Origin of the sequence: Janthinobacterium aestuarii (assembly GCF_051380835.1) — a bacterium.
Lineage (GTDB): Bacteria > Pseudomonadota > Gammaproteobacteria > Burkholderiales > Burkholderiaceae_D > Janthinobacterium > Janthinobacterium aestuarii.
This window is the reverse complement of sequence record NZ_JBNYXU010000002.1, coordinates 667,188-693,458: the sequence shown is the minus strand read 5'-3', so window position 1 is coordinate 693,458 and position 26,271 is coordinate 667,188. Positions and strand designations below refer to the sequence as shown.

At 63.1% G+C, this 26,271-nt stretch carries 31 protein-coding genes; 8 read left to right on the top strand and 23 right to left on the bottom strand.

Features of this window, described 5'->3' with window-relative positions:
• Positions 1 to 2 precede the first annotated feature (2 nt).
• Genes ACQ4WO_RS09240 through flgB form a run of 4 tightly spaced genes read right to left on the bottom strand, consistent with a single transcriptional unit; the run spans position 3 to position 2,684 of the window.
• The gene (locus ACQ4WO_RS09240) at positions 3 to 1,181 is read right to left on the bottom strand and encodes a flagellar hook protein FlgE (RefSeq protein ID WP_436481128.1); all 1,179 of its coding nucleotides are present in this window, start codon (positions 1,179 to 1,181) and stop codon (positions 3 to 5) included.
• 58 nt (positions 1,182 to 1,239) lie between these two features.
• The gene (locus ACQ4WO_RS09235) at positions 1,240 to 1,893 is read right to left on the bottom strand and encodes a flagellar hook capping FlgD N-terminal domain-containing protein (RefSeq protein WP_230518683.1); all 654 of its coding nucleotides are present in this window, start codon (positions 1,891 to 1,893) and stop codon (positions 1,240 to 1,242) included.
• A gap of 3 nt (positions 1,894 to 1,896) precedes the next feature.
• Entirely contained in the window at positions 1,897 to 2,313 is a 417-nt protein-coding gene (gene flgC, locus ACQ4WO_RS09230; RefSeq protein WP_034757795.1) for a flagellar basal body rod protein FlgC, read from the bottom strand.
• Positions 2,314 to 2,321: 8 nt separating this feature from the next.
• The gene (gene flgB / locus ACQ4WO_RS09225) at positions 2,322 to 2,684 is read right to left on the bottom strand and encodes a flagellar basal body rod protein FlgB (protein WP_034758109.1); all 363 of its coding nucleotides are present in this window, start codon (positions 2,682 to 2,684) and stop codon (positions 2,322 to 2,324) included.
• 281 nt (positions 2,685 to 2,965) lie between these two features.
• Here flgB and flgA point away from each other — a divergent pair, with 281 nt between their 5' ends.
• Positions 2,966 to 3,586, top strand: coding sequence for a flagellar basal body P-ring formation chaperone FlgA (gene flgA, locus ACQ4WO_RS09220; protein WP_252866966.1), 621 nt, complete (start codon positions 2,966 to 2,968; stop codon positions 3,584 to 3,586).
• A 5-nt stretch (positions 3,587 to 3,591) separates the two neighbouring features.
• On the opposite strand, the gene ACQ4WO_RS09215 is transcribed toward flgA, so the two are convergent.
• The 17 genes from ACQ4WO_RS09215 to fliE all read right to left on the bottom strand — a co-directional run bounded on the left by ACQ4WO_RS09215 (position 3,592) and on the right by fliE (position 17,294).
• Positions 3,592 to 4,344 (bottom strand): glycoside hydrolase family 73 protein, encoded by a 753-nt coding sequence (locus ACQ4WO_RS09215; RefSeq protein WP_128139626.1) that lies wholly within the window; start codon positions 4,342 to 4,344, stop codon positions 3,592 to 3,594.
• The gene (flgN, locus tag ACQ4WO_RS09210; protein WP_436481127.1) at positions 4,331 to 4,771 is read right to left on the bottom strand and encodes a flagellar export chaperone FlgN; all 441 of its coding nucleotides are present in this window, start codon (positions 4,769 to 4,771) and stop codon (positions 4,331 to 4,333) included. Before flgN ends, ACQ4WO_RS09215 begins: the two co-directional genes overlap by 14 nt.
• Positions 4,768 to 5,058 carry a flagellar biosynthesis anti-sigma factor FlgM gene (flgM, locus tag ACQ4WO_RS09205; RefSeq protein ID WP_034757812.1) on the bottom strand — a complete coding sequence of 97 codons (291 nt, stop codon included), beginning with the start codon at positions 5,056 to 5,058 and terminating at the stop codon, positions 4,768 to 4,770. The genes flgN and flgM overlap by 4 nt, the downstream gene beginning before the upstream one ends.
• Before the next feature lie 16 nt (positions 5,059 to 5,074).
• The gene (locus tag ACQ4WO_RS09200; RefSeq protein WP_436481126.1) at positions 5,075 to 6,136 is read right to left on the bottom strand and encodes a flagellar motor protein MotB; all 1,062 of its coding nucleotides are present in this window, start codon (positions 6,134 to 6,136) and stop codon (positions 5,075 to 5,077) included.
• A complete protein-coding gene (gene motA, locus ACQ4WO_RS09195; protein WP_034757817.1) occupies positions 6,063 to 6,977 on the bottom strand; it encodes a flagellar motor stator protein MotA in 915 nt (304 codons plus the stop codon). The genes ACQ4WO_RS09200 and motA overlap by 74 nt, the downstream gene beginning before the upstream one ends.
• Positions 6,978 to 7,033: 56 nt before the next feature.
• Positions 7,034 to 7,777, bottom strand: coding sequence for a FliA/WhiG family RNA polymerase sigma factor (locus ACQ4WO_RS09190; protein WP_436481125.1), 744 nt, complete (start codon positions 7,775 to 7,777; stop codon positions 7,034 to 7,036).
• Positions 7,778 to 7,810: 33 nt separating this feature from the next.
• Entirely contained in the window at positions 7,811 to 8,275 is a 465-nt protein-coding gene (locus ACQ4WO_RS09185) for a flagellar basal body-associated FliL family protein (protein ID WP_317617251.1), read from the bottom strand.
• A gap of 11 nt (positions 8,276 to 8,286) precedes the next feature.
• Positions 8,287 to 9,456: a flagellar hook-length control protein FliK gene (locus ACQ4WO_RS09180; RefSeq protein WP_436481124.1), complete on the bottom strand. Its 1,170-nt coding sequence runs from the start codon at positions 9,454 to 9,456 to the stop codon at positions 8,287 to 8,289.
• Positions 9,453 to 9,770 carry a hypothetical protein gene (locus ACQ4WO_RS09175; RefSeq protein WP_128139621.1) on the bottom strand — a complete coding sequence of 106 codons (318 nt, stop codon included), beginning with the start codon at positions 9,768 to 9,770 and terminating at the stop codon, positions 9,453 to 9,455. The genes ACQ4WO_RS09180 and ACQ4WO_RS09175 overlap by 4 nt, the downstream gene beginning before the upstream one ends.
• Positions 9,763 to 10,152, bottom strand: coding sequence for a flagellar export chaperone FliS (gene fliS / locus ACQ4WO_RS09170; RefSeq protein WP_034757830.1), 390 nt, complete (start codon positions 10,150 to 10,152; stop codon positions 9,763 to 9,765). The genes ACQ4WO_RS09175 and fliS overlap by 8 nt, the downstream gene beginning before the upstream one ends.
• Positions 10,153 to 10,203: 51 nt before the next feature.
• Positions 10,204 to 11,616, bottom strand: coding sequence for a flagellar filament capping protein FliD (gene fliD, locus ACQ4WO_RS09165; RefSeq protein ID WP_436481123.1), 1,413 nt, complete (start codon positions 11,614 to 11,616; stop codon positions 10,204 to 10,206).
• Positions 11,617 to 11,704: 88 nt separating this feature from the next.
• The gene (locus tag ACQ4WO_RS09160) at positions 11,705 to 12,142 is read right to left on the bottom strand and encodes a flagellar export protein FliJ (protein ID WP_051991901.1); all 438 of its coding nucleotides are present in this window, start codon (positions 12,140 to 12,142) and stop codon (positions 11,705 to 11,707) included.
• A gap of 8 nt (positions 12,143 to 12,150) precedes the next feature.
• Positions 12,151 to 13,461: a flagellar protein export ATPase FliI gene (gene fliI / locus ACQ4WO_RS09155; RefSeq protein ID WP_230518675.1), complete on the bottom strand. Its 1,311-nt coding sequence runs from the start codon at positions 13,459 to 13,461 to the stop codon at positions 12,151 to 12,153.
• Positions 13,458 to 14,147, bottom strand: a complete 690-nt coding sequence (gene fliH, locus ACQ4WO_RS09150) for a flagellar assembly protein FliH (protein ID WP_034787861.1) — start codon at positions 14,145 to 14,147, stop codon at positions 13,458 to 13,460. Before fliH ends, fliI begins: the two co-directional genes overlap by 4 nt.
• Complete coding sequence (locus ACQ4WO_RS09145; protein WP_128139617.1) at positions 14,144 to 15,184, bottom strand: flagellar motor switch protein FliG; 1,041 nt, start codon at positions 15,182 to 15,184, stop codon at positions 14,144 to 14,146. Before ACQ4WO_RS09145 ends, fliH begins: the two co-directional genes overlap by 4 nt.
• Entirely contained in the window at positions 15,162 to 16,895 is a 1,734-nt protein-coding gene (gene fliF, locus ACQ4WO_RS09140; protein ID WP_436481122.1) for a flagellar basal-body MS-ring/collar protein FliF, read from the bottom strand. Before fliF ends, ACQ4WO_RS09145 begins: the two co-directional genes overlap by 23 nt.
• Before the next feature lie 60 nt (positions 16,896 to 16,955).
• Positions 16,956 to 17,294, bottom strand: coding sequence for a flagellar hook-basal body complex protein FliE (gene fliE, locus ACQ4WO_RS09135; protein ID WP_436481121.1), 339 nt, complete (start codon positions 17,292 to 17,294; stop codon positions 16,956 to 16,958).
• Positions 17,295 to 17,846: 552 nt separating this feature from the next.
• On the opposite strand from fliE, the gene ACQ4WO_RS09130 reads away from it, so the two are divergent.
• The 7 genes from ACQ4WO_RS09130 to ACQ4WO_RS09100 are packed head-to-tail and all read left to right on the top strand — an operon-like array spanning position 17,847 to position 24,160.
• On the top strand, positions 17,847 to 18,725 hold the full coding sequence (locus ACQ4WO_RS09130) for a FliM/FliN family flagellar motor switch protein (RefSeq protein ID WP_436481120.1): 879 nt from the start codon (positions 17,847 to 17,849) through the stop codon (positions 18,723 to 18,725).
• 1 nt (position 18,726) lies between these two features.
• Positions 18,727 to 19,092 carry a FliM/FliN family flagellar motor switch protein gene (locus ACQ4WO_RS09125; protein WP_034757866.1) on the top strand — a complete coding sequence of 122 codons (366 nt, stop codon included), beginning with the start codon at positions 18,727 to 18,729 and terminating at the stop codon, positions 19,090 to 19,092.
• Positions 19,089 to 19,859 carry a flagellar type III secretion system pore protein FliP gene (gene fliP / locus ACQ4WO_RS09120; RefSeq protein ID WP_436481119.1) on the top strand — a complete coding sequence of 257 codons (771 nt, stop codon included), beginning with the start codon at positions 19,089 to 19,091 and terminating at the stop codon, positions 19,857 to 19,859. The genes ACQ4WO_RS09125 and fliP overlap by 4 nt, the downstream gene beginning before the upstream one ends.
• Positions 19,860 to 19,862: 3 nt before the next feature.
• Positions 19,863 to 20,135 carry a flagellar biosynthetic protein FliQ gene (locus ACQ4WO_RS09115; protein WP_034757874.1) on the top strand — a complete coding sequence of 91 codons (273 nt, stop codon included), beginning with the start codon at positions 19,863 to 19,865 and terminating at the stop codon, positions 20,133 to 20,135.
• Between the two features lie 11 nt (positions 20,136 to 20,146).
• Complete coding sequence (locus tag ACQ4WO_RS09110; protein ID WP_436481118.1) at positions 20,147 to 20,947, top strand: flagellar biosynthetic protein FliR; 801 nt, start codon at positions 20,147 to 20,149, stop codon at positions 20,945 to 20,947.
• On the top strand, positions 20,937 to 22,076 hold the full coding sequence (locus ACQ4WO_RS09105) for an EscU/YscU/HrcU family type III secretion system export apparatus switch protein (protein ID WP_128139613.1): 1,140 nt from the start codon (positions 20,937 to 20,939) through the stop codon (positions 22,074 to 22,076). Before ACQ4WO_RS09110 ends, ACQ4WO_RS09105 begins: the two co-directional genes overlap by 11 nt.
• Complete coding sequence (locus tag ACQ4WO_RS09100) at positions 22,073 to 24,160, top strand: flagellar biosynthesis protein FlhA (protein ID WP_436481117.1); 2,088 nt, start codon at positions 22,073 to 22,075, stop codon at positions 24,158 to 24,160. Before ACQ4WO_RS09105 ends, ACQ4WO_RS09100 begins: the two co-directional genes overlap by 4 nt.
• A gap of 52 nt (positions 24,161 to 24,212) precedes the next feature.
• Here ACQ4WO_RS09100 and ACQ4WO_RS09095 read toward each other — a convergent pair whose 3' ends face one another.
• Together ACQ4WO_RS09095 and ACQ4WO_RS09090 are read right to left on the bottom strand one after the other, a co-directional pair.
• Complete coding sequence (locus ACQ4WO_RS09095) at positions 24,213 to 25,313, bottom strand: hypothetical protein (RefSeq protein WP_436481116.1); 1,101 nt, start codon at positions 25,311 to 25,313, stop codon at positions 24,213 to 24,215.
• Between the two features lie 57 nt (positions 25,314 to 25,370).
• Complete coding sequence (locus ACQ4WO_RS09090; RefSeq protein ID WP_436481115.1) at positions 25,371 to 26,246, bottom strand: flagellin N-terminal helical domain-containing protein; 876 nt, start codon at positions 26,244 to 26,246, stop codon at positions 25,371 to 25,373.
• Positions 26,247 to 26,271 lie beyond the last annotated feature (25 nt).

Genomic DNA, 26,271 nt, shown 5'->3' with positions numbered 1-26,271 from the left:
GATTACAGCGCTTGCATCAGCGATTGCAGCATGGCGTTCTCGGTCGAGATGACCTTCGAGTTGGCCTGGTAGTTACGCTGCGACGTCATCAGACCCACCAGTTCGGAGGTGATGTCGACGTTCGACTGTTCCAGCGAACTCGTCACCAGTTTGCCGGCCATGCCGACGCCCGGACGGTCATAGATGGCGGTGCCGGAGGTGGTCGAGGCGACCCAGCTGGTATCGTTGACGGCCGTCAGCGCGCCTTCGTCGGGGAAGGTGGCCAGGGCGATCACGCCGATGCTTTGCTTTTGGCCGTTCGTGTATTTCGCCACGACGGAGCCGTCATCGGCCAGTTCCACGCCCGTGTAGGTGCCCGAGGAATAGCCGTCGGCGCGGTCCGTCGAGGTCGTCGCTTCGCCGGCGTACTGGGTGGTGCCCGTGTAGTCGATGGCGATCGCCAGCGCTGCGGCGCCAGCCGGCGTCGGCAGCACTGGCGTGGCGGCCGTGCCCGTTACCAGCTTGCCATTCGTGTCGAAGGTCATGCTTGTCACCGGTGTCACATCGGCGTTGTCGAAGGTGTAGTGCACGTCCACACCCGTTGCCGTCTTGACGAAGTACTGGCCCAGCGAGTGCTTGGCGCCCAGCGAATCGTAGACGATCGAGGTCTTGGCGCTGTTGTAGCTCAGTTCGTTGGTCTTGTTGAAGGGCACAGCCTTGATGGTCCATTCGGACGACATGTTGGCCGCATACGCGAGCTTGGTCGACGCCACGGCGGGAATCTGGCCTGTCGGAATGTTCATGTCGCCCATGGTGCCCAGGGTGGTGCTGCCCTTGACGGCGGCATAGCCTTGTACCAGGCGGCCGTTCGAATCGATCAGCTTGCCTTCATTGCTGGCCGAGAAGATGCCGACACGGCTGTAGCTCATGGTGTTTTGCGCATCGCGCGCGACGAAATAGCCGCGGCCATCGATGGCTGCGTCGAGCGCGCGGCCCGTGTTCAGCACGCCGCCATTGAGCGACATGCTTTGCGTGATCGAGCCGATTTCCGTGCCCGTGGCGCGCGAACCGGCGTACATGGCCGAAAAGTTGGCGCGGCTGCTCTTGAAGCCATAGGTGCCGGCATTGGCGATATTGTTACTGGTGCTGTTCAACTGTTGGTTGATGGACTGGATACCGGACAGGGCGATGTCGAAACTCATGTTGATTTCCTTTAGTGAAGGACGAGATTAGTGTGCGGGAAACGAAGGGGCGAGCGGATCAGGCCGTCTTGCCGTTAAAGCCGGTGATCGCGCCAGGGTTGACTTCGCCCAGGTTCGACACGCTCAGTATCATGCTGCCGCCGGACGACAGGCGCACGCTGTTGAGTTTGCCTGCGATATCGACCGATGGTTTTTCGGCGCCGCTGGTGGTGACCTTCATGCTGTAGGTGCCGGCAGGCAAGCCCAAGGCCACGGGATCGATGGTGAACGGCACCGTGCCGGCCGACTTGGCGCCCAGTTCGATCTTGTATTCCTTGTCGTCCAGCCCTTTCAGGGTCACCGTGGTCTTGGTGGTGCTGGCGGCCAGCGCTATGCTGCCGCTGACCTTGCTCTTGTCGAGCTGCACCGTTTCACTGTTGACCATCACTTCGGAACCCACTTGCGCACCCAGCGCCAGTACTTGCATCGATTGCAGCACGCTGGCATTGGCGCTGGTCAGCGCCGACAGGTTTTGCATCGCTTCCGTCTGCGCCTGCTGCGTCAATTGATTGACGAACTGGCTCGGATCGGTCGGCGCCAGGGGATCCTGGTTCTTGATCTGGGCGACCAGCAATTTGGTGAACATATCCTGGGTGGCATTGCTTTGCGACTTGACTGCATTGCTGTTGCTGCCGCTGCCGCTGGTATTGTTTGTAAAGAGATTGGTTTCCATGGATTATGCTTCACCTAATTTGAGGAGCGATTGCTGCATCGACTTGATGCGGCCCAGAACTTCGACATTGGTTTCAAAGGCGCGCGACGCCGACATCATGTCGGTCATCTCGGCTACCTGGTTGACGTTGGGGTAGAACACCATGCCATCGGCATTGGCCATCGGGTGGCCCGGCTCGTACACCTTGCGCAGGGGCTCGTCGCTTTGCACCACGTCGAGCACCTGTACGCGCCCGCCGGCACCGCTGGCGCCAGGGCCGTCCATCACGGCCGCAAACACGGGTTTGCGCGCGCGATAGGTTTCGCCTTCGGAACCGGCAACGGAATCGGCATTGGCCAGGTTGCTGGCGATGGTATTGAGGCGCACGGTTTGCGCGGCCATCGCCGAACCGGCGATCTTGGAAATATCCTGGAAGCTCATGCTGATCCTTATTGTCCGGAAATGGCCTTGGACAGACCCTTCAGTTTCATGTTGACGAAAGTGAGGCTGGTCTGGAAGTCGGTGGCATTCTGCGAGAATGCCGCCTGCTCGACACCGATTTCGACGGTATTGCCGTCGCGGCTAGGGTGGTAGGGGACGCGGTACAGGGCGCTCGCATCGTCATCGGTCGACAGCAGGCCGGCCTCGTTGTCCTGCAACTGTTGCAGGGCGCTGCCGAAATCCATGTCCATGGCCTGGAAGCCGGGCGTGTTTTCATTGGCGATGTTGGCCGCCAGCACGCGTGTGCGGTCGGCACGCAGCGCGAGCGCATCCGCGTGCACGCCCAGCGCATCCTTGAAATTAATCCCCATGGTCATCCTTTGTGTTGAATTCGATCGTGCTTTTTGTGGTTCGGGCCAGAAAACAGGTGGTGCAGAGGTAAAATCTCAGCCAGGTCATGTTGACGCATGGTAAGGTCATGCCGCTTCAGTATCTTTGATTAAGGTTAGCAATGATTTACTTTGAGAACTATTTCGTGATGTGGAACAAGGCGCAATGTCGTCAAATACTGCTTCCAGGCCTCTTTTTACTGGCCAGCCTATATAGTAGTGCAGGTCGCGCAGAATTGCCAGCCGACAATATATTTTCACGTGTGGAACAGTTGGCGCGTGAGCAATTGGCGCAGCAGGCGGACAAGGCGGGGCTGCTGGAACCCCAGTTTCAGGTGACCGTCGTGAAAAGCACGCGCCCCGTGCCAGCGTGCGCGGCGCCCGTGGCGCTGGAGACGGCGGACAGCCGCTCGGCGCAGCGCATGCGCTTTGTCGCGGTGTGTCCTGGAAGCAACGGTTGGCGTTACGAAATGCTGGCGCGCGGCAGCATCACGGCCCAGGTGGCCGTTACCAGCGTGCCCGTCACGGCCAATACGCCGTTGCAATCGGGCGACGTGACGTTGGCGCGGCGCGACGTGACGATGGTGCCGGACAGTATCGCCTCCTTGCCCGGCGCCATTGGCCTGTCGAGCCGGCGCAGCTTGCGTGCCGGCGAAGTGCTGCGCCAGGGGCAACTGGCCTCGCCCGTGCTGATCAAGCGTGGCAGTGCGGTCAGCATCGTGGCGCGCAAGGAGCAGGTCGAAGTGAGCATGGCCGGCGAAGCGATGGATCCGGGTGCGCTGGGCGAGGTGATCCGCGTGCGCAACGCCACCAGCGGCACGGTGATACGCGCCAGGGTGGTCGATGCGGGCGTGGTGGAACCGGCCGATATTCCCGGCCGTTAAGGAGATCAGTCTGCGGCGGCCGTGCGCTGCAGACGTGTCGCCAGCTGTGTCAGCTTGGCAGCGTAGTTCGGATCGGTGGCGTAGCCGCCGCGCGCCAGACCTTGCGCAAAGGCGCCCGCGTCGGCGCCCGTGTTCAGGGCGGCGCGGTAGCGTGGGTTGTCGAGCAACACTTGCGCATAGTCGCGGAAGGCGCTGGCCTGGTCCGGGTAGCTGCGGAAACGCTCGGTTTTCTTCAGCGCCGTGCCGCTGCCCGCTTCGTACTCGGTCGTCATGTTGCTGGCCACGTCGCCCTGCCATTTGCCGCCGGCCTTGATGCCGAACAGATTATTCGTGTCAGCGCCCGTGCCCTGGCGCAGCGGACGCTGGCCCCAGCCCGATTCCAGTGCCGCGTGGGCGGCGACGATTTCCGGCGCCACACCCAGGCGTGCGCCCGTTTCTTCCGTCCACGGCTTGATCGAGGCGAGGAATTGTTGCTGCGTCTCGCCGATCTCGCCGCCCTGGTTGATGCTGCCCAGCACATTGACGGGCTGGCTTTGCTCCAGGTAGGCGCGTCCTTGCGGGCTCAGGCTGGTGGCATTGCCGCCGCCCTGTTCGATGAAGCGGGCCACTTCGCCCTGCACTTGCCGGAACACGCTGCTGAAGCTGCCGCTGGAGCCGGTGGCGTCGGTGGCGCGCATATTGCTCTGCACGGCGGAGGTGGCCGCCGTCGATGGCGTCGCCGCCGTGGCGCGGGTGGTCAGGAAATCAGCCTGGCGCATACGTATCTTCCTCGCCATGCAGCACGCGCTGCATGATGCTGTACTGCTCTGTTAATAAATCGCTGTTGCGGGCATTCAGGCGCTTGCATTCGAGCACCATCTGCTCGAGCGCGGCCCAGTCGCGCTGGGCGGTCGTACGCGCGTCTTCTTGCAACAGTGCAAACAATTGTGCCATATTGCCTTGCGGGCCCAGCAGGGCAGTGACGAGGCTGACCCGCTGGCGGCGGCGCGCATCGAACGGTTCGACGGCGGCGACGACCTGGTCGGCCAGCGCCGTCAGCCGGGCGCTCTGGTGGTGCAAGGTGGCCTGGAATTGCTCTTCCAACAAGGTTTGCAGGGCCGCATAGCCGGCGCGGTCCTCCGTCATGCCTTGCAGTACGCGGCGCACGGCTTCCTGGCGCGTGATGCCCTTGCGCGGCGCGGTCACGATTCACCGCCGTGGAAACGCTGGATCAAGCCTGCCAGTTTCGATGGATCGAACGGCAATTCGCCCTTGGCCAGCGCATCGCGCAGCATGGCCACTCTTTCATGGTCGATCTCGGGCATGGCGCGCAGCGCGGCCATGGCCGGTTGCAGCACGGCCGATTGCAGTTCCGCCCCGGCCGACGAGCCGCCCATGGCGCCTGCGGCGCCCGCGTTCTCGGCGATCGCCTCGGCAGGCGCGACGGCACTGCTGCGCACGGCAGCACCGGTATTGCCGGAGGAGATTTTCATACGTTGTCCCTTGCCCTTAATTTGCATGCTCGTCCCGATCTTTCTTTGCGGGCAGGCCCAGTTTTTCGCGCAGCCGTTGCAGGGTACCGGAGTCCGGTTCGCCCACCTGCAATTCGTCGCCTTGCGGCTTTTGTCCGGCCATGCCGAACATGGCGGCGATGCTGTCGGCCTGGCCACGCGTCAATATTAACAGTTCGATGCGGCGGTTGATGCCGGCGCCGGCATTTTTCACGTCCAGCGGCGCGCGGTCGGCCATGCCCACCACTTGCAGCACGCTGTCCGGGCTCATGCTGCCGATCAACAATTGTGCGCGCGCCGACATGGCGCGGTTGGCCGACAGGGTCCAGTTCGAAAAGCCTTCATAGCCGGTATTGGCGTATTGCATCGAGTCCGTGTGGCCGACGATCAGCATCTGGTTTTCCATTTGCGCAAACACGGGGCCCATCTGGCGCAGCAGCTTGCGGAAACGGTCGGTCGGCACGGCGCTGCCGCGCACGAACATGCCTTGCTTGTCCGTATCGTGCAGCATGACGCGCAAGCCGTACGGCGTGATCACCGATTGCAGGTTGCTCTTCAGTCCCGCTTCGTCGCTGAGCTTGTCGAGCGCGCGCGACAGCGACAGCAAGTCTTCCGGCGACTGGTAGCTGACCTTGGTCTGGTTTTGCGGCGCGGCGCCGGCCTTGCCGTCCTGCATCTGCTTGCCTTCCGTGCGCGTATCGCCCGAGCCCTTGCGGGGCATGGGGAAGCGCTCGATCAGGCTGCCGCGCGTACCGCCGCTCTGTTCCGGCATGACGCCCTGGCCTTCGCCCTGGCGGCTGCTGGCGGACGCATCCATCATGATTTCCTTCATCGCCTGCTGTTCGCGCGCGGCCATCAGCCACAGCACGAGGAACAGCGACAGCAGGGCCAGGCAAAAGTCGGCGAACGCTACTTTCCAGGCGCCGCCATGGCCATCGTCGTCGTGCTTGCGTCCCGCACGCTTGATGATGGCCTGTTCATGTTTCTCATGCGGCTTTAGCACGGCGGCCTCCCCGGCCTTGGCCTTGCTCTTGTTCGGCGCCGCCATCTTCCAGCGCATTGATCCAGCTTTCCAGCTGGGCGAAGCTCGGCTTGATGTTCAGCTGTACCAGGCGGCGGCCCGCATCGATGGCCAGCAGCGGCGGTTTGCCCGCCACGTGCGTGACCAGCACGACCTTCACGCACTCCATGGTCGAGCCTTCCTCGCCCACCAGCTGCTTCATCATGTTGCACATCGGATCGAGCACGCCGTAGCAGAAGAAAATACCGATGAAGGTACCGACCATGGCGGCGCCCACTTTTTCCGAAATTTCCGCCGCATCGGCGCCGTCGGCCACGGAATTCATGGCCATCACGATACCGAGAACGGCGGCCAGAATACCGAAACCGGGCATCGCTTCGGCGATCTTGTGCAGGGACTTCGACGGTTGCAGCAATTCATCATGGATGGCTTCCAGTTCCTGCTCCAGCACGCCTTCGAGTTCATGCGCGTTGATCTTGCCCATCGCCATCAAACGGAAGTTGTCGACGATGAAGGCCAGCAGCTTCGGCTCTTCCAGCACCAGCGGATAGCGCTGGAACAGGGCGCTTTCGCGCGGTGCCTCGACGTGGGCGTCGAGCGCCTTCAGGCCGCCGGCGGCCGTTTGCAGCAGTTCATACATCAGCAGCAGCAACTGGCGCTGGAATTCCGAACCTTGCTTCTTGTGCGTGACGATCTTGCGCATCTGGTGCAGCATTTCACCGAGTACATGCTTCGGGTTGCCCAGCACCAGGGCGCCGACGGCGGCGCCGATGATGATGATCAACTCGACCGGTTGCCAGATCGCGTGGACGGTGCCGCCCATCAGGGCGAAGCCTCCGAATACACACCCCATCACGATTAAGATACCGATAATTACCATGTCAACTGCCTTTCTGCGTCATTGTGCTGCGTCAATTTGATGGATAGTGCTGAAACTTATGCGTCTTGCAGCATGGCTTTCATCTTGCCCAGCGCCGTCTTGTTGAGCTGGCAGACGCGGGCGTCGCTCAGGTCCAGCACGGCGGCTATTTCTTTGTAGCTCAGCTCGAATTCGTAATACATCTGGATCACGCGCTGCTCGCGTTCGTCGAGCGCGCGCAGTGCCTGCTCCAGGCTGCGCCGCACCATCAGCTGCTCTTCCGGGCTCGGTGCGCTGTCGGCCTGTCCCAGGCTTTCCTGCAGCACTTCGTCGAAACTGGCGATCAGCTCGGCGTTTTCCGCCAATTGATATTCCTGGAAGGCTTCCGGCGTCAGCTTCAGGGTGGCCATGATTTCCGCGTCCAGCGGCTCGCGTCCCAAGCGGCGGGTCAGGGCGCGCACGCTGTCGCGCAGGCGGTGGCTTTCCTGGCGCACGGCACGCGGACGCCAGTCCTGGCGCCGCAGTTCGTCGAGGATGGCGCCACGGATGCGCAGGCTGGCATAGCTGCCGAAAGACTGGTCCGGCACGCCGTAGCGGCGCAAGGCTTCGAGCAAGCCCATCAGGCCAATCTGTTCCATGTCGTCGCGGTCGATGGCGCCCGACACCTGCGAATTGAGCTGGCGCACGATGCGTTTCACCAAAGGGGAGTACGCCACCAGATGTTGTTGCTCTTCAGCAACGCTGAGCACGGCCGCGCAAGCGCTGGCGGCGGCATATTCGCCGGCGCCGTACGCTTCCTGGTATTGCTCTACATAGGCCAAGGGATCTCCCACTAGGTCGGCTGGCGTGTTGGCTTATTCAATGATCAGCTTGCCGACCATGACTTCGGTGAACGGTTTTTCCATCTGTTCGCGCTCGTAGCTGACGTTGAAGGCCTTGTTGATCTGCTCGGCATATTGCTCCACGGTCATGGTCTGCGCCTTGTCCAGCGGAAAGCTCGACAGGGTGCTGACGGCGATCGAGCGCATCAGCGGCAAGTGGTCCTTCGTCAGTTTTTCCTTTTCCTCGGTGGTGGCGATCACCAGGTCGGCCGACAGATAATGCGTTTCGCCTTCGCCGGGGCCGCGGCGCAGCATCACGATGACTTTGTCGAGCGTGAGGAACTTGCGCGCCTTCTTGCCCGTGGCCGGCGGTGGCGGGGCTTTCGCTTCGGCTGCATCGGCATGGCCGGCGACCGGCTTGGCCAAATACCACATGGCGCCGCCAGCCGCACCGGCGGCCAGCACGGCCACGCCGACAAAGCCGGCTATCAGTTTCATTTTCATATTCATCAGGCGGTCTCTCGCTCGTGCATGGCGTAAGTGGTGGCGGCAGTGCTGCCGTCGGACAGGGCGCGGCCCGGCTCGGCATCATCGTGCTGGCGGCCCGGTTGACGCTGGCCGCGCGCATCGCCTTCGGCAAACGCCTGGGCGGCGGGGCTGCGCGGGGTGGCGCTGATATTGACGGCCACGTCGGTGTACTGGCGCTGCGCCAGGTCGCTGCGCATGTTTTCGCCGATGCCTTGCAACTGGCGCAACACTTCCGAGTTCGACGCCGTGACGTTCACCTGCAGCGCACCGGCCGTGTGGCGGATGGAAATTTCAATGCGTCCCAGCATGGGCGGGTCGAGGCGGATTGTCGCGTGTTCGCTGTTGCGGCCGATCTGCGTCTGCAGGCGTTCGCCCAGCGCTTCGCGCAGCGGTTCCTGCCATTGCTGGGCAGGGCCGTTGAGCTTGATGGTGTCGCCGGCCGCGGCCGCCGTGGCCGTATTGCCGATGGCGCCCGTCAGGCCCAGATTGGGCGTGGCCGGCGCTGCGGCGCCACGTTCGCCCTCGCGCGCGGCAACCGCGGCAACGGCAGGGGCTGCGACGGCTGTGGCAGGAGCGCTTTGCTGCAGCAGAGATTCGAACGGCTGTGCCGGCGCGCTGCCTTTGGCGGGCGCCGCCGGATTGGCGGCGGCCAGCGGCTCGCGCGTGTCGCGGCCTGGCGCTGGGGCCGTTGCCGGCGCATTCAAGGTGATCGCCGCGGGATGCAGGCTGATGTTGAGTGCCGGGTTGGCTTGCGCCACATTCGCCTGCACTTGTGTCTGTGTTTGTGTCTGTGTCTGTACTTGCGCTTGCGCGTAGGCGCGTGCTTCGGCCGCGGCGGCGTCCGCCGGCGGCGGCATGGTTACCGGCAAGCCGATGACGGGGGCGGCCATGGCTGGCAGGCTGCTGTCGGCCGGGCTGTCGGTATCGCCGTCCTTGGCGGGCGCGGGCGCGGGCGTGTCGGCGTCGGCCGTTGCCACGCCGGTCACATCGAGCACCTGCGCAAACAGGGGCAGGGCGGCGCCAGTGCCGCCATAGGCGGGCGCGCCGGGCAAGGCAGCGGCTTGTGACGGTGCTGTCGCCGGAGTTGGTACGGATGCGGCTGGGGCCGCTGGTGCCGGAGCGGCCGGCGCCGTGTTGAAGTTCATGATCATGCTTGATTCCCGTCCGAGTCGTATTCGCCGAGCGCGGCGTAGGCGACCCAACCTTCCTTATTTGCCTGTAATGCACCCAGGTGTAAGCCCAGGCGTTCTTTTTCCTCAGAGCAAATTTTAACCGCTTGCGCGTGAATTTTGCGCAAATGCAACAATTCTGTTTGTTCCTGCGCATTCCATGCGCCCCGTTCGGCCAGCAGCGGGATGTTTTTCGCCAGGCTGGCCGAGAGTTTTTCCATCGCATCCCAGTCCGGCTGAGCGACCGCCGCGCTCAATTGCCGGCTCAGCTGCTGCAGCGCCGCGCGCCTAGGCATTGTTGGCCTGGACGCCCACCCAGCCGCGCTTGATAGTGGTCATCAAGGTCGTCACTTCGTCGATCAGGGTCGGGTCGAGCTTGATGCCTGCCGTGTACAGGCGCGCCACGCAATAGTCGTACAGGCGCGCCAGGTTGACCACCACTTCGCCGCCATTGTCGAAATCGAGCGAGCTCGACAAACCGTTGATGATTTGCGTGCACTTGTCCAGGCTGATGGCCTTTTGCTCGTAGCGCTTGCCCACGATGTGCCCGCGCGCGCGCGCCAGTTCTTCCAGCAGGCCGTCCGTCAGCACCAGTACCAGCTCGACCGGTGTGGCACGGGCGGTCTGGGAATCCAGGTTGACGGCGTGGTAGCTGCCGTAAGCTTCATTGTTCAACATTGTTATCTTCTCGCTATGTTAACGTGGCGCGGTGCGGCAGGCACGCTCGCCTTAGGATTTGTCGTTGCCGAACATGGCATCGAACATGTCGGAATTCCGGGTCATTTGCTCCTGCAATACCTGCAGGCGGGAATACTGGTCCAGGAAGCGGTTGTACGCCGTGTTGTACTGATTGGTCAGGCGTTCGCTGCTCTGGGCCAGACTTTTCTGCAACTTGTCCGTCGCTGCCAAGCGTTGGGTGATCTGGCCTTTGGTGACATTGCTCCACTGTCCCAGCACCTTGTCCAAGCCGCCGAGTACGCCGGCTGGTGCCGACAGGCTGTTATTGCCGAACAGTTTGTCCAGGCCGCCAGGATTGTCCGCCAGCTTGGCCGTCAGCTTGGCGGTATTGAGGCTGATCGTGCCGTCGCGCTGGGCGGTAATGCCATACGCCACCAGCGATACGCCATCGACGCTCAGGCGCAGGGCATCGCCCATGCTCGAGCGCAGGGCGTTCAGGCCGGAGTCGTGGGCAAAGAGGCCGGCGGCGATGTTCTTTTCCGGATTGCCGGGGCTGGCCAGACCATCCATCACGCTTTTCAGCTTGTTGTAGGCGTCGACGAAGGCTTGCACATTGGCGATGGTGCCCGTGTTGTCGGTGCCGACGGTCACGGTGACCGGGCTCTCGCCAGGGCTCATGGCCTTGGTGAACGTCATTTTCACGTCGGGCACGTTGGTGAAGGTATTCGATGCCTGAGTAATTTTGGTGCCGGTGCCGTGGGCGCCCAGCCAGACGATGGCATCCTTGGGCTCGACGAGGGTTTTCTTGTCGCTCTGCAGCGCTGTCTGCAGCCCCGGATCCGTCACGCTGTTGGTGTCGATCGAGACGGCATTGGCCACGCCGGTGAGCGTCGACGTCAGCACCAGTTGCGCCTGGTTGCCGATATTGATGACGGAAGCGGTAACGCGCGCATTGTTCTTGCTGTTGCCATTGATGGCGGCGGCGATTTCCTGCGGCGTCAAATAGGCGTCGCCATCCTTGTTGGCGGCGGCCAGGTCGATGTCGAAGGCGTTGTCGGCGGTCACGGCGGCCAGCGGATCGCCGATGCGGATGGTCATGGCGCCGCCGTTGGCGGGCATGGTGTTGCTCAGGCCGCCATACGACGTCTGGCTGGCCGTGGCCAGCTGTTCCACAAAGAACGCGTAGCTGCCTGGCGCCGCCTTGATACCGGCCGTGCCCGTGCCATACGCGGTATTGCTGAAGGTGGCGGACTGGCTCAGCACGGATTTGCTGGACGTCATGGACGACATCGCCAGCTGGAATGCCGAGATGGCCGATTTCAGGTTACCCAGCGCGCTGGAGGTATTGTTGGCCAGCGCGGTCTGCGCTGCCAAGGCGGCCTGTTGCGCCGCTACCGACTTGGTCGCCAGATTTTTTGCGGTGACGATCGGATCGTATTGCGGTGCAGTAATTACGTTTGCCATGCCAGACTCCTGAATAAAGGGATATACCGGTACAAGGCGACCCCCATTCCCGTTTCGTGAAGTTTTCCTGAAAGAAACTTACACAAACTCATTTTACCTGTCCGCGGAACCAGAATTGCGTCGCCAGTTCGTCTTGTCGCTTGGCATCGACACGTTGTTGCTCGTTCGCAACATGCTTTTGTTTTTGTGTCAGCACCTGGTCCAGCACCTCGCGCTTGGCCCAGGCCGTATTCAGGGCGCGTTGCGAAACGGCCATGTTGGCTTCGTGCAAATGCAGGTCGGTACGGTGCTGGTCGGCCATCTGCATGACGGCCTGCTTGAAGTTGCCGCAGTTGACGGACAGGGCCAGGGGCAGGGCGCCGCTGGGGCCGCTATCCGTGTACAGGCCCGTCAGGCGTTCCAGGTTTTTCTGGTAGCGCTCGCGCACGGCTGTCTGCGCCGCCATTTCGCTTTGCAGGCGTTCCACTTCGGTGCTGCGCAGGCCGACCAGGGTGGTCAGGTTGCGGATGGTATGCGCGTTGCTCACGTATGCTCCTAGCCCATGATCTGTTCAAGTTGTTCGATGCACGGCGCCATCGGCGCTTCTTCCTTGGTGCCCTGGCACAGGAACGCTTCGATGGGCGCGTGCAACTGCACGGCGCGGTCGGTGATCGGGTCGGCGCCGGGCACGTAGGCGCCCAGCGGGATCAGATCGCGCACGCGCGCATGGCGCGCCATCGACGCTTTCAGCGCGCGCGACGCCTGCATGTGGGTGGGCGTGATCACCTGGGCCATGCAGCGGCTGATCGAGGCGGCGATGTCGATGGCGGGGTAGTGGCCCCGCTCGGCCAGCTCGCGCGTGAGCACGATGTGGCCGTCGAGAATTGCGCGCGCCGTGTCGACCACGGGGTCCTGCTGGTCGTCGCCTTCGGCCAGCACCGTGTAGATGGCGCTCATGCTGCCTTCCGGGTGGGCGCCATTGCCGGCGCTTTCCACCAGTTGCGGCAAGTTCGAGAAGACGGACGGCGGATAGCCGCGCGTGGCCGGCGGCTCGCCCAGGGCCAGCGCCACTTCGCGCAGGGCCATCGCATAGCGCGTCAGCGAATCGACCAGCAGCAGCACGTGCTTGCCCTGGTCGCGGTAATGGGCGGCGATCGAATGGCACAGTTCGGTCGCCATGATGCGCATCAGCGGCGATTCATCGGCCGGCGCGATCACCAGCACAGCCTTTTTGAGACCTTCGGCGCCCAGCGACTTTTCCACGAATTCGCGCACTTCGCGGCCCCGTTCGCCGATCAGGCCGACGACGACGACATCGGCCACTGTCTGGCGCGTGATCAGGCCCAGCAGCACGCTCTTGCCCACGCCGGAACCGGCCATCAGGCCCACGCGCTGGCCCTTGCCCAGGGTCAGCATGCTGTTGATGGCGCGTACGCCCACGTCGAGCGGTTCGACCACCGGTTGTTTCTTCAGGGGATTGACCTTCGGCGGCGTCACTTCCAGGATGTGTTCGCCGCCGAGGCGGCCCAGGTCGTCGATCGGCTCGCCGAGGCCATTGACCATGCGGCCCAGCCACGACGGGCCGATCTGCAGGCTGGCCTTGTCGGGCAGCGGCAGTACGCGCGCGCCCGTGGTCAGTCCCGTCGCCTTCTTGAACGGCATCAGGTAAGACAGCTTTTCGCGGAAACCGACGACTTGCGCGTCGAGCCACTCGCCGTTCACAGTTTCAATTTGACAACGCTGGCCCGTGTGCAGGCGGCAGCCGGCGCTTTCCAGCAGCAGGCCGGAAGCGCCGACCAGGCGGCCGGTCGGTGTCGCGACCGGGATATCGCCGATCTCGAAGCTGCGCAGCGTGTCGGCGATCATGCAGGAGCGCCTTGATCCGCGTGTTCGGCGGCCAGCGCCAGGTGGCTGCTGACCTGTTCCATGCAGGCCGACAGGCGCTGATGGCAGCCCGCGTCGACTTCATTGTCGCCCGCCTTGATGCGGCATTCGCCCGCGTCGAGGCGCGCGTCGGCGATCAGGTTCCAGCGTTTGGCGCGCTTCGGATCGAGTTCGCTGATGCGTTTCAATTCTTCCGGATTGAGGAAGACGTCGATTTCCTCGCGCGTGGGCGGCATCGAGGCCAGGGTCTCGTCGACCAGGGCCAGCAATTGCACCGGCTGCAGCGCCAGTTCCGCGCGGATCACCTGGCGCGCCACCTTGGCCACCAGGTCGACCACTTCCTTGCGCTGCGCTTCGCGGTAATCGGCGCGCACTTTTTTCAGGTCGCGCAAGATGGCGTCGACAGGGCGGGCCAGGCGGTCCAGCGCCACCAGGGTTTCATTGCGGCCTTCTTCGCGGCCCTGCGCCATGCCATCGTTGCGTCCGGTGTCGTAGCCGTCTTGCTGGCCTTGTACCAGGCCCACTTCGTAGCCGTCGCGCTGGCCCTGCTCGAAGCCTTCCGAGACGGACGCCTGCCACTGGCCATCCGTGTCCTCGTTGGAGGCACGCTGGCCGGCGGCGATGAATTGCGACAGCGGCGGGAAACGATACGAGCGGAAGTGTTTCATTCGATCACCGCTTCAGCAAACAGTTGCACTTCGATCTCGCCCGCATCGGCGAGGCCCTTGACGGTGGCCATGATTTCCTGGCGCGTCTGTTCGATGCGCGACAGCGGCACGGGGCCGGAACGGCGCATCATGTCTTCGAAGCTCTGTGCCTGGCGGCGCGGCATGGTTTTCAGCACGGCGTCGCGGATCGACGGTTCCGCGCCCTTGAGTGCGATCGCCCACTGTTCCATCGGCACGTCTTCCAGGATGCGCGTGAGCGTGACATCGCTCTGCGTGGCCAGGATCAGGAAGTCGTACATGCTCAGTTCGATTTCCGAGACGACGTCCGGGTCGTGCGCGCGCAGCAGTTCGACCAGTGCGGCGCGGTTGCCCGGCATGCGGTTGAGGATCTCGGCTGCCTGGCGGATGCCTTCCACGCTGGTACTCTGCGTGTCGAGCGTGCCCAGGCAGCGGCCCACCAGCTCGTCGAGCTCGACCAGCAGGTCGCGGTCGATCTCGTCCAGGCGTGCCAGGTTCAGCAAGACCAGGTCGCGGCCTTCGACGGGGAGGGCGTCGAGGATCTGGCCAGCCAGCGCGGGCGGCAAAAAGGCCAGGAACACGGCTTGCATCTGCACGTGCTCGTTGACGATGTATTCGGCCAGCCACTTTGGCGAGGCCCACTGCAGGCGCGCCATTTTGGGGCGGATCGCATCGCCATAAATATTGTTCAGCACGCTATTCGCGATATCGCTGCCCAGCGCCATGTCCAGCGAGCGCTTCAGGTAGCTGCGCGAGGCGCCATGCACGCCGCTTTGCTGGCGGTAGTCGTCGAAGAAGGTCTGCATGGCCGTTTTCACGGATTCGACCTTGATGCCGCTCATGCGCGACATCACTTGCGTGACTTCCAGCAATTCTTCACGCGACAGGCAGCGCAGCACGTTGGCGGCCTGCTCTTCGCCGATGCTCAGCAGCACGATGGCGGCCTGTTCCACGGGATTCAGACTGGCGCTTTCGTATTCGGCGCCGTCGGAGGGATTACTGTTGTTGAGTTCGGCCATTTTTCTGCATCCATTGTTTGACGACTTCGGCGACACGCTCGGGTTCTTTTTCCGCCAGCACTTTCAGGTGGTCGACCATCACGTCGACCGCCGAGCCTGGCGGCGGCAAGTCATAGTTTTCCAGCAGCGGCACGACCGGCATGTTGCCGGCGCCGGCCTCGCCTTCGAGCGCCAGCGGGTTGCCGTTCACGCCCAGGGCCGGCGCGCCGGCAGCGGCTGTGCCATTGGCGCCCGCGGCGGCGTTGCCGCCGCCCAATGCCAGGGCCGGATCGAGCTGTTTCAGCGGCGGCGGCGCCAGGCGCGTGGTCAGCAGGCGCAGCAGCGGACGCAGGATCAGGAAGTAGCCGAGCACGGCGCCCAGCGCGTACAGCAGCCAGCTGCTGAAATCGACGACGGTGTCGCGCTCTTCCCACCATTGCGCCACAGGCGGCTTGGCAGGGAAGGCCAGCGCCGTCAGGCTCAGGCTGTCGCCGCGCTGGGCGTTGATGCCCAGGCCGCTGGTCAGCATTTTTTCGATATTGCCCAGTTCGGCAGGGGTCCAGCCCGTTTTCGGATTCGGTGCGGCGGCGCTGTTGAGGACGACGGCGACGCTGAGTTTTTCCAGGCGGCCGCGGCTGCGCTTGATCTGCGTGATGCTGCGGTCATATGCGTACTGGCGCGTGGTGGCGTTCTTGCGGGCCGTGCCATCGTCGGACGGCTTCGGCGCGCCATCGGCGGGTGCGGCGCCGGCGGCGTCGGCCGGTGCCGGCACCGCGGCCGCTGGCGGACGGTTCGACAGGCTGCCGGGAATGCCGGCCACGGTGCGGTTGCGTTCCTGCTCTTCGCGCATCGCCTCGCTCGTCACTTTCGGGGCTTCGCCGTATTTTTCCAGCGTTTCGTCCACGCGGTCGTTGTTCACGGCGGCCGTCACGCTGAGCTTGAAGTTGTCTTCGCCGATGACGGGACCCAGCAAGCCGGTGACGTTGCGGCGGATGTCATCCTGGAAGCGTTTCGCGCCTTCATTGCCGGCGGCCGACGCGTCGAAGCCGTCCGTCAGGTCGACGTGCGAGGACAGCAGGTTGCCGCCCTGGTCGACCAGGCTCACGCGCGTGGGCGCCAGGCTGGCGACGCTGCCGGCCACCATGTTGATGACGGCGGCGATCTGTTCCGGCGCCAGGGTGCGGCCCGGTTTCAGCGCCACGACGATGGAAGCCGACGATTTGTCGCCGTCGCTGGCGACGAACGACGTCGACTTGGCAATCGACAGATGGACGCGCGCCGAAGCGATCGCGTCCATCGTCATGATGCTTTGCGCCAGTTCGCCTTCCAGGCCGCGGCGGAAGCGCACGTCCTGCACGAATTGCGACACGCCCAGCGGGTCATTCTTGTCCATCAGCTCCAGGCCGGCCGGCAGCTGCGCCGTCACGCCTTTCGACGCGAGCAGCATGCGCACCTTGCCCAGCATGGCGTCAGGCACCAGCACCTGGCCGCTGTCCGGATGCAAACGGTAGGGGATGTGTTCGGCATCCAGGGTGGCCATCATGTCCGTCACGGCCACTTTTTCGCGCGCGCCAAACACCGGCTTGTAGTTGGCCTGGTCGCGCCACGCGTACATGGTCACCATGGCGGTGATGCCGATGGCCAGCACGACGATGGGAACCAGGTTTTTCAGCAGGGCGGGCGGGATGGCGGGCTGGGCGCCTGGGCGCCAGCGCGCAAATGCGGACTTCATGGTGGTAATCACTTGGGGTAACTTTCGCTGGGAGGCTGGGCGTGGATCAGGACGTGAAGATTACAGAGGCAGTTTGATGAGTTCGTCGATGGCGCCCATGACCTTGTTGCGCACTTGCATCAACATGGAGAAGGACAGGCTCGCTTCCTGGCTGGCCAGCATGGCGCCGACCATGTCGTCGCTCTTGCCGCTGTCGACGTCGCTCATTTTTTGCGCGGCCAGGCGGTCGTCGCCGTTGACCTTGCCGATGGCGTCTTTCATGCTTTGCGCAAACGAGAAACCGGATTGTTCCGGTGCGCCGAACTGGGCGGCGGGCGCGATACTGGCGCCCAGGGCGCGCGCGTCATTGCTCAGTGCTGCCAGATCGGCCTTGATCAGACCTGCGAGTTCGTTGCTCATCTTGCCCTCTACTTTCAATATGCGGTGACGTATCAATCAGAAATTACTGGTTTGCCATTCCGGCAGGCATTACATCCAATGCCATCTTGCCCGGCCCGATTTAAATTGGACTCATCAGTTTTATCAGTTGCCACACCATCCGCTCAGCAGATTCAAACAAACCCGGCAGACTTGCGCCGACATGATTTACATGGCCATGACAACTAATAATTATCTGATAAAAGTTTCTTCTGGTGGCAATAAGAGGGGCTGGGAACTGCCATAAAAACCGGAATCAGGTAAGCGGAATGGCGCACTGCAAATCACTATTTTGTCGCTATAAGCTTACCTCGGGGCAACTATAAAGTAAAGAGAGAATTGCCTCAAGGAATATTGATACATGGCAATATTTGGCTTTTTCATGTATTGTTCAGCACCGTAGTCATCGAGCATGCGATACGATGCGCAATCGTTTGCTTGCAGACCTGTTGGCAAGGCCAAGATGATGCTGTATTTAATTTCGGGCGATCCGTATAATTTGTTCTGCCACCGCAATACCGACATGACCACTACATGACAATCATTACCAAGACAGATCAAACTGTGCGCCATCAAGTCCTCGATTCCTGTCTGCTTGGACGTCCTGTCCATTTGCTGCATGTATTCGGCGCCCAGCTGCGCGACGACCTGGCCGTGGCCCTGCGCCAGCCAATGAGCCGTCGCTACTGGGGCAATTTCCAGATCGACGCCGTGACTTTGTCGCGCGTGGACAACGAAGACAGCGTGAACCGCTGGTTGAGTTTTTCCACGTCGGCCGGTCAGCCGGGCTTTGCCCTCGAACGGCAGATACTGTTGAGCGTGCTGAACTACCGCTACGGTAGTGCCGGCGCCAAGGGTGCGCTGCCCGATCCGGCGCAAGTGCGTGTGACGGCAACGGAAGAGCGCCTCGCTGTGGTGCTGGGACAACAGCTGGTCCACAGTTTGTTCACCCGCATCCACAAGAACCTGCAAACCCTGGGCAAGAGCAGCGACATCGACACCAGTGCCGAGGTCGCCGTGCAGTCCGGCGTGCATCCGGCGCGCGGCAGCTGGATCGTCACCGTGGCGCTCAGCGACGTCGAGGCGGGGCAGAGCGGCCAGTTCTGGTTTTCGCTGGACAAGCGCCTGATGGCCGACGTGCTGCGCGGCCTGCTGCCCGAGCGCGCGCAAGCGAAGAAAGCCTTGCGTGGCAGCGTGCGCCCGCTCGCTTCGCGTCTGCAAGTAACCCTGGAGGGGCGTCTGGTCAGCAAGCAGGTGCAGCTGGGCGCCTTGTTCGACCTGCGCGTGGGTGACGTGATTCCCGTCAGCCTGAGCCGTACTGACGTCATGCTTGACGACTCCCGTTTATTTACAGCGGCTGTTTCCGAACACAAGGGCAAGCTGTGTTTAACCTCATTTGAAGATGTCGAATAATATGAATATCACCGATACCAACCAGAGCGAAACCCTGCTGGAAGACCTGGGCGACGACATGATCATCGACCAGGGCGACGTCTCCGACGTGGCCAGCACCCGCGCGCGCCGCGACATTCCGCAGATGATGCGCAAGATTCCCGTCACCCTGACCCTGGAAGTGGGCTCGGCCCGCATCTCGCTGGAAGAGTTGATGGCCATCGGCCCGGAAAGCGTGATCGAACTCGACATGCTGGCCGGCGAACCGCTGGTGATCAAGGTCAACGGCACACCGATCGGTCGTGCCGAAGTGGTGGTGGCCGGCGAGAACTATGGCCTGAAAGTCATCGACCTCGACGGCCTCAATCTCGACCTGATGACAGCATGAAGCTGGCGGTACCCGGCTTGAGCCGGCGCCGCGGCGCGCTGGCTGCCGCGCTGGCTGTCCCTGTTCTGATGCTGTGCTGCAGCACGGCCGGCGCGCAGGACCTGCTCGCTGGCGTGGTGCCGGGCGCGAAAACCGACCTGTCGGTGAAGATGCAGATCCTCGTCGTCATGACCCTGCTCGGGCTGCTGCCCGTGATGGTCATGATGATGACCAGCTTTACCCGTTTCGTCATCGTGCTGTCCCTGCTGCGCCAGGCCCTGGGCCTGCAGCAGGGCTTGCCCAACCGTATCGTCACCGGCATCGCCCTGATTCTCACCTTGCTGGTCATGCGTCCCATCGGCGACCAGGTGTGGAAGGAAGCGTTCGTGCCTTATGACCGCGACCAGATCGGCATGCAGGAAGCCTTGAAAATTGCCGAAGTGCCGATTTCGCGCTTCATGCTGGCGCAGACGAGCAAGGCGGCGCTGGCGCAGATCGCGCACCTGGCCGGCGAACCGTCGAGCACGCGTCCGCAAGACCATAGTTTCACGGTCAAGCTGGCCGCGTTTGTATTGTCCGAACTCAAGACGGCGTTCCAGATCGGCTGCATGCTGTTCATCCCCTTCCTCATCATCGACCTGGTGGTGGCATCCGTGCTGATGGCCATGGGCATGATGATGCTGTCGCCACTCGTCATCTCGCTGCCGTTCAAGCTGCTGCTGTTCGTGCTCGTCGACGGCTGGACCCTGACCGTCAACACCTTAGTTACCAGCATACAGGGCTATTGACCGATGTTTACCCCTGAAGTCGCCGTCGACCTGATCATCGAAGCATTGCATGTCGTCATGCTGCTGGTGGTGATCCTGGTCGTGCCGGGTTTGCTCATGGGCTTGCTGGTCGCGCTGGTGCAGGCGGCCACCTCGATCAATGAACAGACCATGAGTTTCCTGCCGCGCCTGCTGGTCACCCTGCTGGCCCTGATCCTGGCCGGACGCTGGATGGCCGGTTACCTGATGGATTATTGCGTGTCCATTTTTCAGCGCGCCGCCACCCTGGTCGGATAGCGCCGCGCGCCATGGATCAGATTTTCAATCAGGTGCTGCCGTTTCTGCTGGCCGTGTGGTGGCCGTTCTGCCGCATCCTGGCCATGCTCAGCGCCTCGCCCGTGATCGGCGACGCCATGGTGCCCGTTCCCGTGCGGGTGCTGCTGTCGCTGGTGCTGGCGATCCTGATGCTGCCCGTGATGCAGGCGTCGGGCGTGTCGCAGGAATTACTGAAGATCGATCCGTTTTCCCTGCACGCCCTCGTCGCCACCCTGGAGCAGGCCATCATCGGCTTCGTCCTGGGCCTGGCTTTCCACTTCGCCATGTCCGTCATGTCGGTGCTCGGTTACCTCGTGTCGAGCCAGGTGGGCTTTTCCATGGCCGTCATGAATGACCCGCTCAACGGCACGTCGTCGGACGTGATCACGGGTTTGCTCACCATCATGTGCATGATCGTGTTTTTCGCCATTGACGGCCACCTTGTGCTGACGGGCGTGATCGGCGCCAGTTTCACGGCCTGGCCCGTGGGGCAGGGCTACGGGCCGATGCTGTTGCAGACGGTGGCGTATAACGTGGCGTGGATCTTCGCCGCCGCCATGCTGCTGGCCTTGCCCATCGTCTTTTCCACCATGGTGGTGCAGCTGGGCTTTGGTTTCCTGAACCGGGTGGCGCCGTCGCTGAACCTGTTTTCGCTGGGTTTTTCCATGATCACCATGTTCGGCCTGCTGATGCTGATACAGATCGTGCGCTTTATCCCGGAGCACTATGTCGCCATGACGAACCGCGTGCTCGACATGATCCAGGAACAAATGCGGGTGGCCCATGGCGGATAGCAGCACTGGCGACAAAACAGAAAAGGCTTCAGCACAGAAGCTGAAGAAATCGCGCCAGGAAGGGCAGGTGGTGCGTTCGCGCGACCTGTCGACGGCGCTGGGCATCCTGATCAGCATGAAGGTCTTCATTTACCTGCTGCCCGGTTATCTGCTCAGCTTTCGCGAGCTGTTCGCCATGGCCTTCATGCCGCTCGACAGCAAGGGCGCGCTGGAAAATGCCATGTCGATGGCGTTTACCACGTCGGTGGGTTTGCTGATCAAGATGATCGTGCCGCTGTTCTGCGTGCCCTTGTTCGTCGTGCTCGGCTCCTTGATCCCCGGCGGCTGGGTCATCAGCACGAAGAACTGGGCGCCGAAGATGGAGCGCCTGAGTCCGGCCAAGAACCTGGGCCGCCTGGTGTCGCCCAAGCATGGCTTTGAATTCGGCTTGTCGATCGCCAAGGCCGCCGTGCTGGGCATGGTGCTCGTGCACGTGAGCCGCTCCAGCCTGACGCAGTACGTGGATTTGCAGCACCGGCCCCTGCAGCAGGCCATGCTCGATGGCTCGGCGCTGATGCTCGACGGCCTGATGGCGCTCATTTCCGTCTTCGTGCTGTTTGCCATCATCGATGTGCCGGCGCAGGCGTTTTTCTTTGCCCGCAACCAGCGCATGAGCAAGCAGGACGTCAAGGAAGAACATAAGAGCAGCGAGGGGCGGCCCGAAGTGCGCCAGCGCATCCGCCAGCTGCAGCAGCAGATCGGCCGGCGCAGCGTGCGCAAGACCGTGCCCGACGCCGACGTGGTGATCGTCAATCCCGAGCATTACGCCGTCGCGCTCAAGTATGACCAGGACCGCGCCGAGGCGCCGTTCGTCGTTGCCAAGGGCGTCGACGAGATGGCGCTGTATATCCGGCAAGTGGCGAAGGAACACAATATCGAAACGCTGGAGTTGCCGCCGCTGGCGCGCGCCATCTACAACACCAGCCAGGTGCAGCAGCAGATTCCCGTGCAGCTGTACCAGGCCGTGTCGCAGGTGCTCAACTACATACTGCAGCTGAAAGCATTCCGTACTGGGCAGCGCGCTGCCCAGCCCCCATTTCCCACCGAGGTGGTCGTGCCATCTCATTTGAGCGAGGTAGTACCTTCATGAATTTCCTGAACCGGTTGGTTGCCGAAATGCGCCGCCACAAGTTCGCCACGCCGCTGTTCCTGCTGGTGATCCTGGCGATGATCATCCTGCCGCTGCCGCCCGTGCTGCTCGATATCTTGTTCACTTTCAATATCGTGCTGGCACTGATCGTCATCCTCGTCAGCGTCTCGGCCAAGCGGCCGCTCGATTTCTCCGTCTTCCCGACGGTGATCCTCGCCACCACCATGCTCAGGCTGACCCTCAACGTGGCGTCGACGCGCGTGGTGCTGCTGCACGGCCATACGGGCGCGGATGCGGCCGGTAAGGTGATCGAGGCCTTCGGTAACGTGGTCATTGGCGGTAACTTCGTCGTCGGTATCGTGGTCTTCGTGATCTTGATGATCATCAACTTCGCCGTTGTCACCAAGGGCGCCGAGCGCATTTCGGAAGTGTCGGCGCGCTTTACCCTCGATGCCTTGCCGGGCAAGCAGATGGCGATCGACGCCGACCTGAATGCCGGCCTGATCAACCAGGAAAAAGCCCAGATTCGCCGCAAGGACGTGGCCGCCGAAGCGGATTTCTATGGCGCCATGGACGGCGCGTCGAAGTTCGTGCGCGGCGATGCCGTCGCCAGTATTTTGATTTTGATCATCAACATGGTCGGCGGCGTGGCCATCGGCTCGCTGATGCACGACCTGTCGTTCGGCGACGCCTTCCGCCAGTACGCACTGCTGACCATCGGTGATGGCCTGGTGGCGCAGATTCCGGCGCTGCTGCTGTCGGCTGCGGCCGCCATCCTCGTAACCCGCATCAGCGATTCGGGCGATTTCGAACAGCAAGTGGCAGGCCAGGTGCTGACCTCGCCAACGGTGATCTACAGCGCGGCCGGCATGATGGTGGCGCTGGCTCTCATTCCGGGCATGCCGTGGTTCATGTTCATGACCTTTGCCGCCGTGCTGGCCTTTGTCGCCTGGCGCCTGACCAAGCGCGTGAAGGGGCCCGACGCGGCCGGCCTGGCGGCCATCGAAGCGGCCCTGCGCGACGACAAGCCGGCCGAACTGGAATGGCAGCAATTGCCCGCCGTGCAACCGCTGATGGTGATGCTTGGCTACAAGCTGGTTGGCATGGTGGATAAAACCCAGGGCGAACCGTTGAACAAGCGCGTCAAGGGCGTGCGCCAGAGCCTGTCCGAATCGATGGGCTTGCTACTGCCAAATATCGGCGTGCGCGACGACCTGGCCCTGAAGCCATCGCAGTACGCGATCGTGCTGTCTGGCACCGTGGTGGCGCAGGCGGAAGTGCAGGCCGACCGCCTGATGGCGATCCCGTCGCCGAACGTGTATGGCCAGCTCGACGGCATTCCCGGCATCGAGCCGGCCTACGGCATGCCCGTCACGTGGATCGAGCCGAGCGAAAAGGCGCATGCGCTGGGCCTCGGCTACCAGGTCATCGAGGCGCCCAGCGTGATCGCCACCCACTTGTCGAAGATGGTGCGCGAATACCTGCCGGAACTGTTCCGCCACGAAGATGTCTCGAACATGATGGAGCGCCTGACGGCCCTGTCGCCGAAACTGGCCGGCGCGCTGGACAAGGCGCTGACGCACACGCAGCTGCTGCGCGTGTTCCGCGTCTTGCTGGCGGAAAGCGTGTCACTGAAGGATATCGTACCCATCGCCACCACCTTGCTCGACAGTTCGGAAACGACCAAGGACCCGATCCTGCTGGCCGCTGAAGTGCGCTGCGCGCTGCGGCGCCAGATCGTCAGCGGCCTGTTCGGCCAAAAGATGGAAATGCAGGCGTTTAACCTGGGTGGCGAGCTGGAAAACATGCTGCTTGGTTCCCTGAACCAGGCGCGCCAGTCGGGCAAGGTGACTTTGGACAACTATCCGATCGACCCGCATTTGCTGTCGCAGCTGCAGGTGAACATGCCGGTGGCGCGCGAGCAGATGAAGCAGCAGGCCACGCCGCCGCTGCTGCTGGTGCTGCCGCAGATCCGTCCGCTGCTGGCCCGCTACGCGCGCCTGTTCGCGCCGGGCCTGCACGTGCTGTCGTACAACGAAATCCCGGAAAACCGCGAAGTGAGCATCATCGGCACGGTGGGGTAAATTGCAGGAACGATAAAAAACGGCGCTGCGGGCGCCGTTTTTTTATGCCGCGTCAATCCTGCTCGTCGATGGGCGGTAACAGCTCGTGCTCCTGGCCGTCGGCCAGCAGCAGCACGGTGCTGCCTTGCGCCGACTCTTCCTCGTCGCCATAGTCGTAACCGAACGGCGCCGCCACTTCCTTCGAGACGAGGATGGGCTCCTCTTCGGCTTCGGCGGCGGGTGCCGTGGGCGCATCGGGATCGGCCGCCGCTTCCGCTTCCGGCTGCGTCAGCAGCAGGGCCACTTCGGCCATGGCGCGGAACAGGGGCAGCGATAGCGAAGCGGCGCCCGCCTGCATCGGGTAGTTGCCGTGCACGCGCTGCGCATGCAGCTGGCGGTTCAGGCGGCAGCGCACCAGGCGCAGGCCCGCGCGCCGCACGGCGTCGGCGATCTCGGGCAGGGCCAGGCGCAAATGGCGCAGCGCCGCTTCCTCGTCGGCGGCCAGTTCCAGCAGCACGCCGTCGCCGGACGGCTCCATCTGGATCACCACCCGGCCGATGCCGATGATGATCAGTTCAACGCGCAGCGCCACCTTGCCGCGCCGTCGTGGTGTTGCGTCGTCGTCTTCATCGCTGGCCAGTACGCGCAGCAGCAGGCGCTGGCCGCCCCAGCCATACACGGCAAAGCGCCACGCTTCGCTGTCGACCGTCAACGGCGGGCGGGCGCCTTCGCGCAGCAGGGCCGGTTGCTGTTCGGCCATGAACAGATTGCCCGGCACGTGCTGGCCGCGCGCCTGTTCCTGCAAGGCCGCATATTGTTCGCCATAGGTCCTGACCATCACGCGCCACGAAGCGGCCAGCTGCGCCGCGTCGGGCGGCTGCCAGATCAGCTGGCGCGTGAAGAACAGCTGGTTGACCTGCATGGCGCTGCTGTCGCGCGGCAGGGCTCCGCCCGTACCATCGGCATTGGGCTTGATGAGGGATGCCAGGCTGTCCTGTCCCTTCTGCTGCAGCTGGGCGGGCAGGGTGCCGGCGTCGGGCGCGGGCGCCATGTAGGGGCCGATCGGCACCAGCGGCTGGACCACGCCCGGCACCATCGGCGTAGCGGGGCTGACGTCGAAGCGCTGGGTAATCAGGGGCACCGGATTGCCCGATGCAATGCGGTCTATCGCCATGCCATTGTTTCCTGCTGATACATATTCATCCGATCTGCCATCGCGCCCTGCCGGTAATTATTGTAATAAAGAAAGAATCAGCTTGCTCATGCTCTGGCTTTGCTTGAGCATTGCCGTGCTCGCCTGCAGCAGCATTTGCGCCGAAGTCATGTTGGCGCTTTCTGCCGCGTAGTCGACATCCATGATGCGGCCGATGGCGGTCCTGGTGTTGGTGACCATGTTGGACAGGTTATTGTAGATGTGTCCGAGCCGGTTCGCGGTGGCGCCCAGCGCCGAGCGCACGCTGCCGACCTTGTCGACGGCCGCCGCCAGCATGTCGATCATGCCGTTGGCGCTGCTGTTGCTGGCAAATTCGCTGCCGGCGGTGGCGCCTGGCGCGAAATTGACGGAGATCGCCTGTAGTGCCGCGTTGAGCGCGCCCATGTCGCCCGCCACGCTGAACTGCATGGTTTCGCTGCCGGTGGCGCCGATCTGGAACGTCAGGGCTTGCGACAGGGTGCCCATGCCGGCGCTGCCGTTGCCCAGCAATAAAGTGCCGCCGTAGCGGGTGTTCGTCATCACGTTGTACAGTTCGGCGCCCAGCGCATCGTATTCGCCCTGCATGGCCTCGCGGTCCTTCTGGTTCGACGAGGCATCCGCTGCCTGGGTGGCCAGGTCCTTCATGCGCACGAGCATGCTGGTGACTTCGCCAAACGCGCCTTCGGCCGTTTGCAGCAGGGAAGTACTGTTTTGCGTGTTGCGCATGGCGACCGCCATGCCGCTGGTCTGAGCGCTCAGCCTGGTGGCGATCTGCAAGCCGGCCGCATCGTCCATGGCCGAGTTGATGCGAAAGCCCGTGGAGAGGCGCGTCATCGACGTCGACAGCAGTTGCTGTGCCCAGCCCATGGCCCGCTGGGCAGACAGTGCGGCAGTATTGGTATGAATGCTCAGCACGCGGCGGCTCCAGTGGACGATTGTT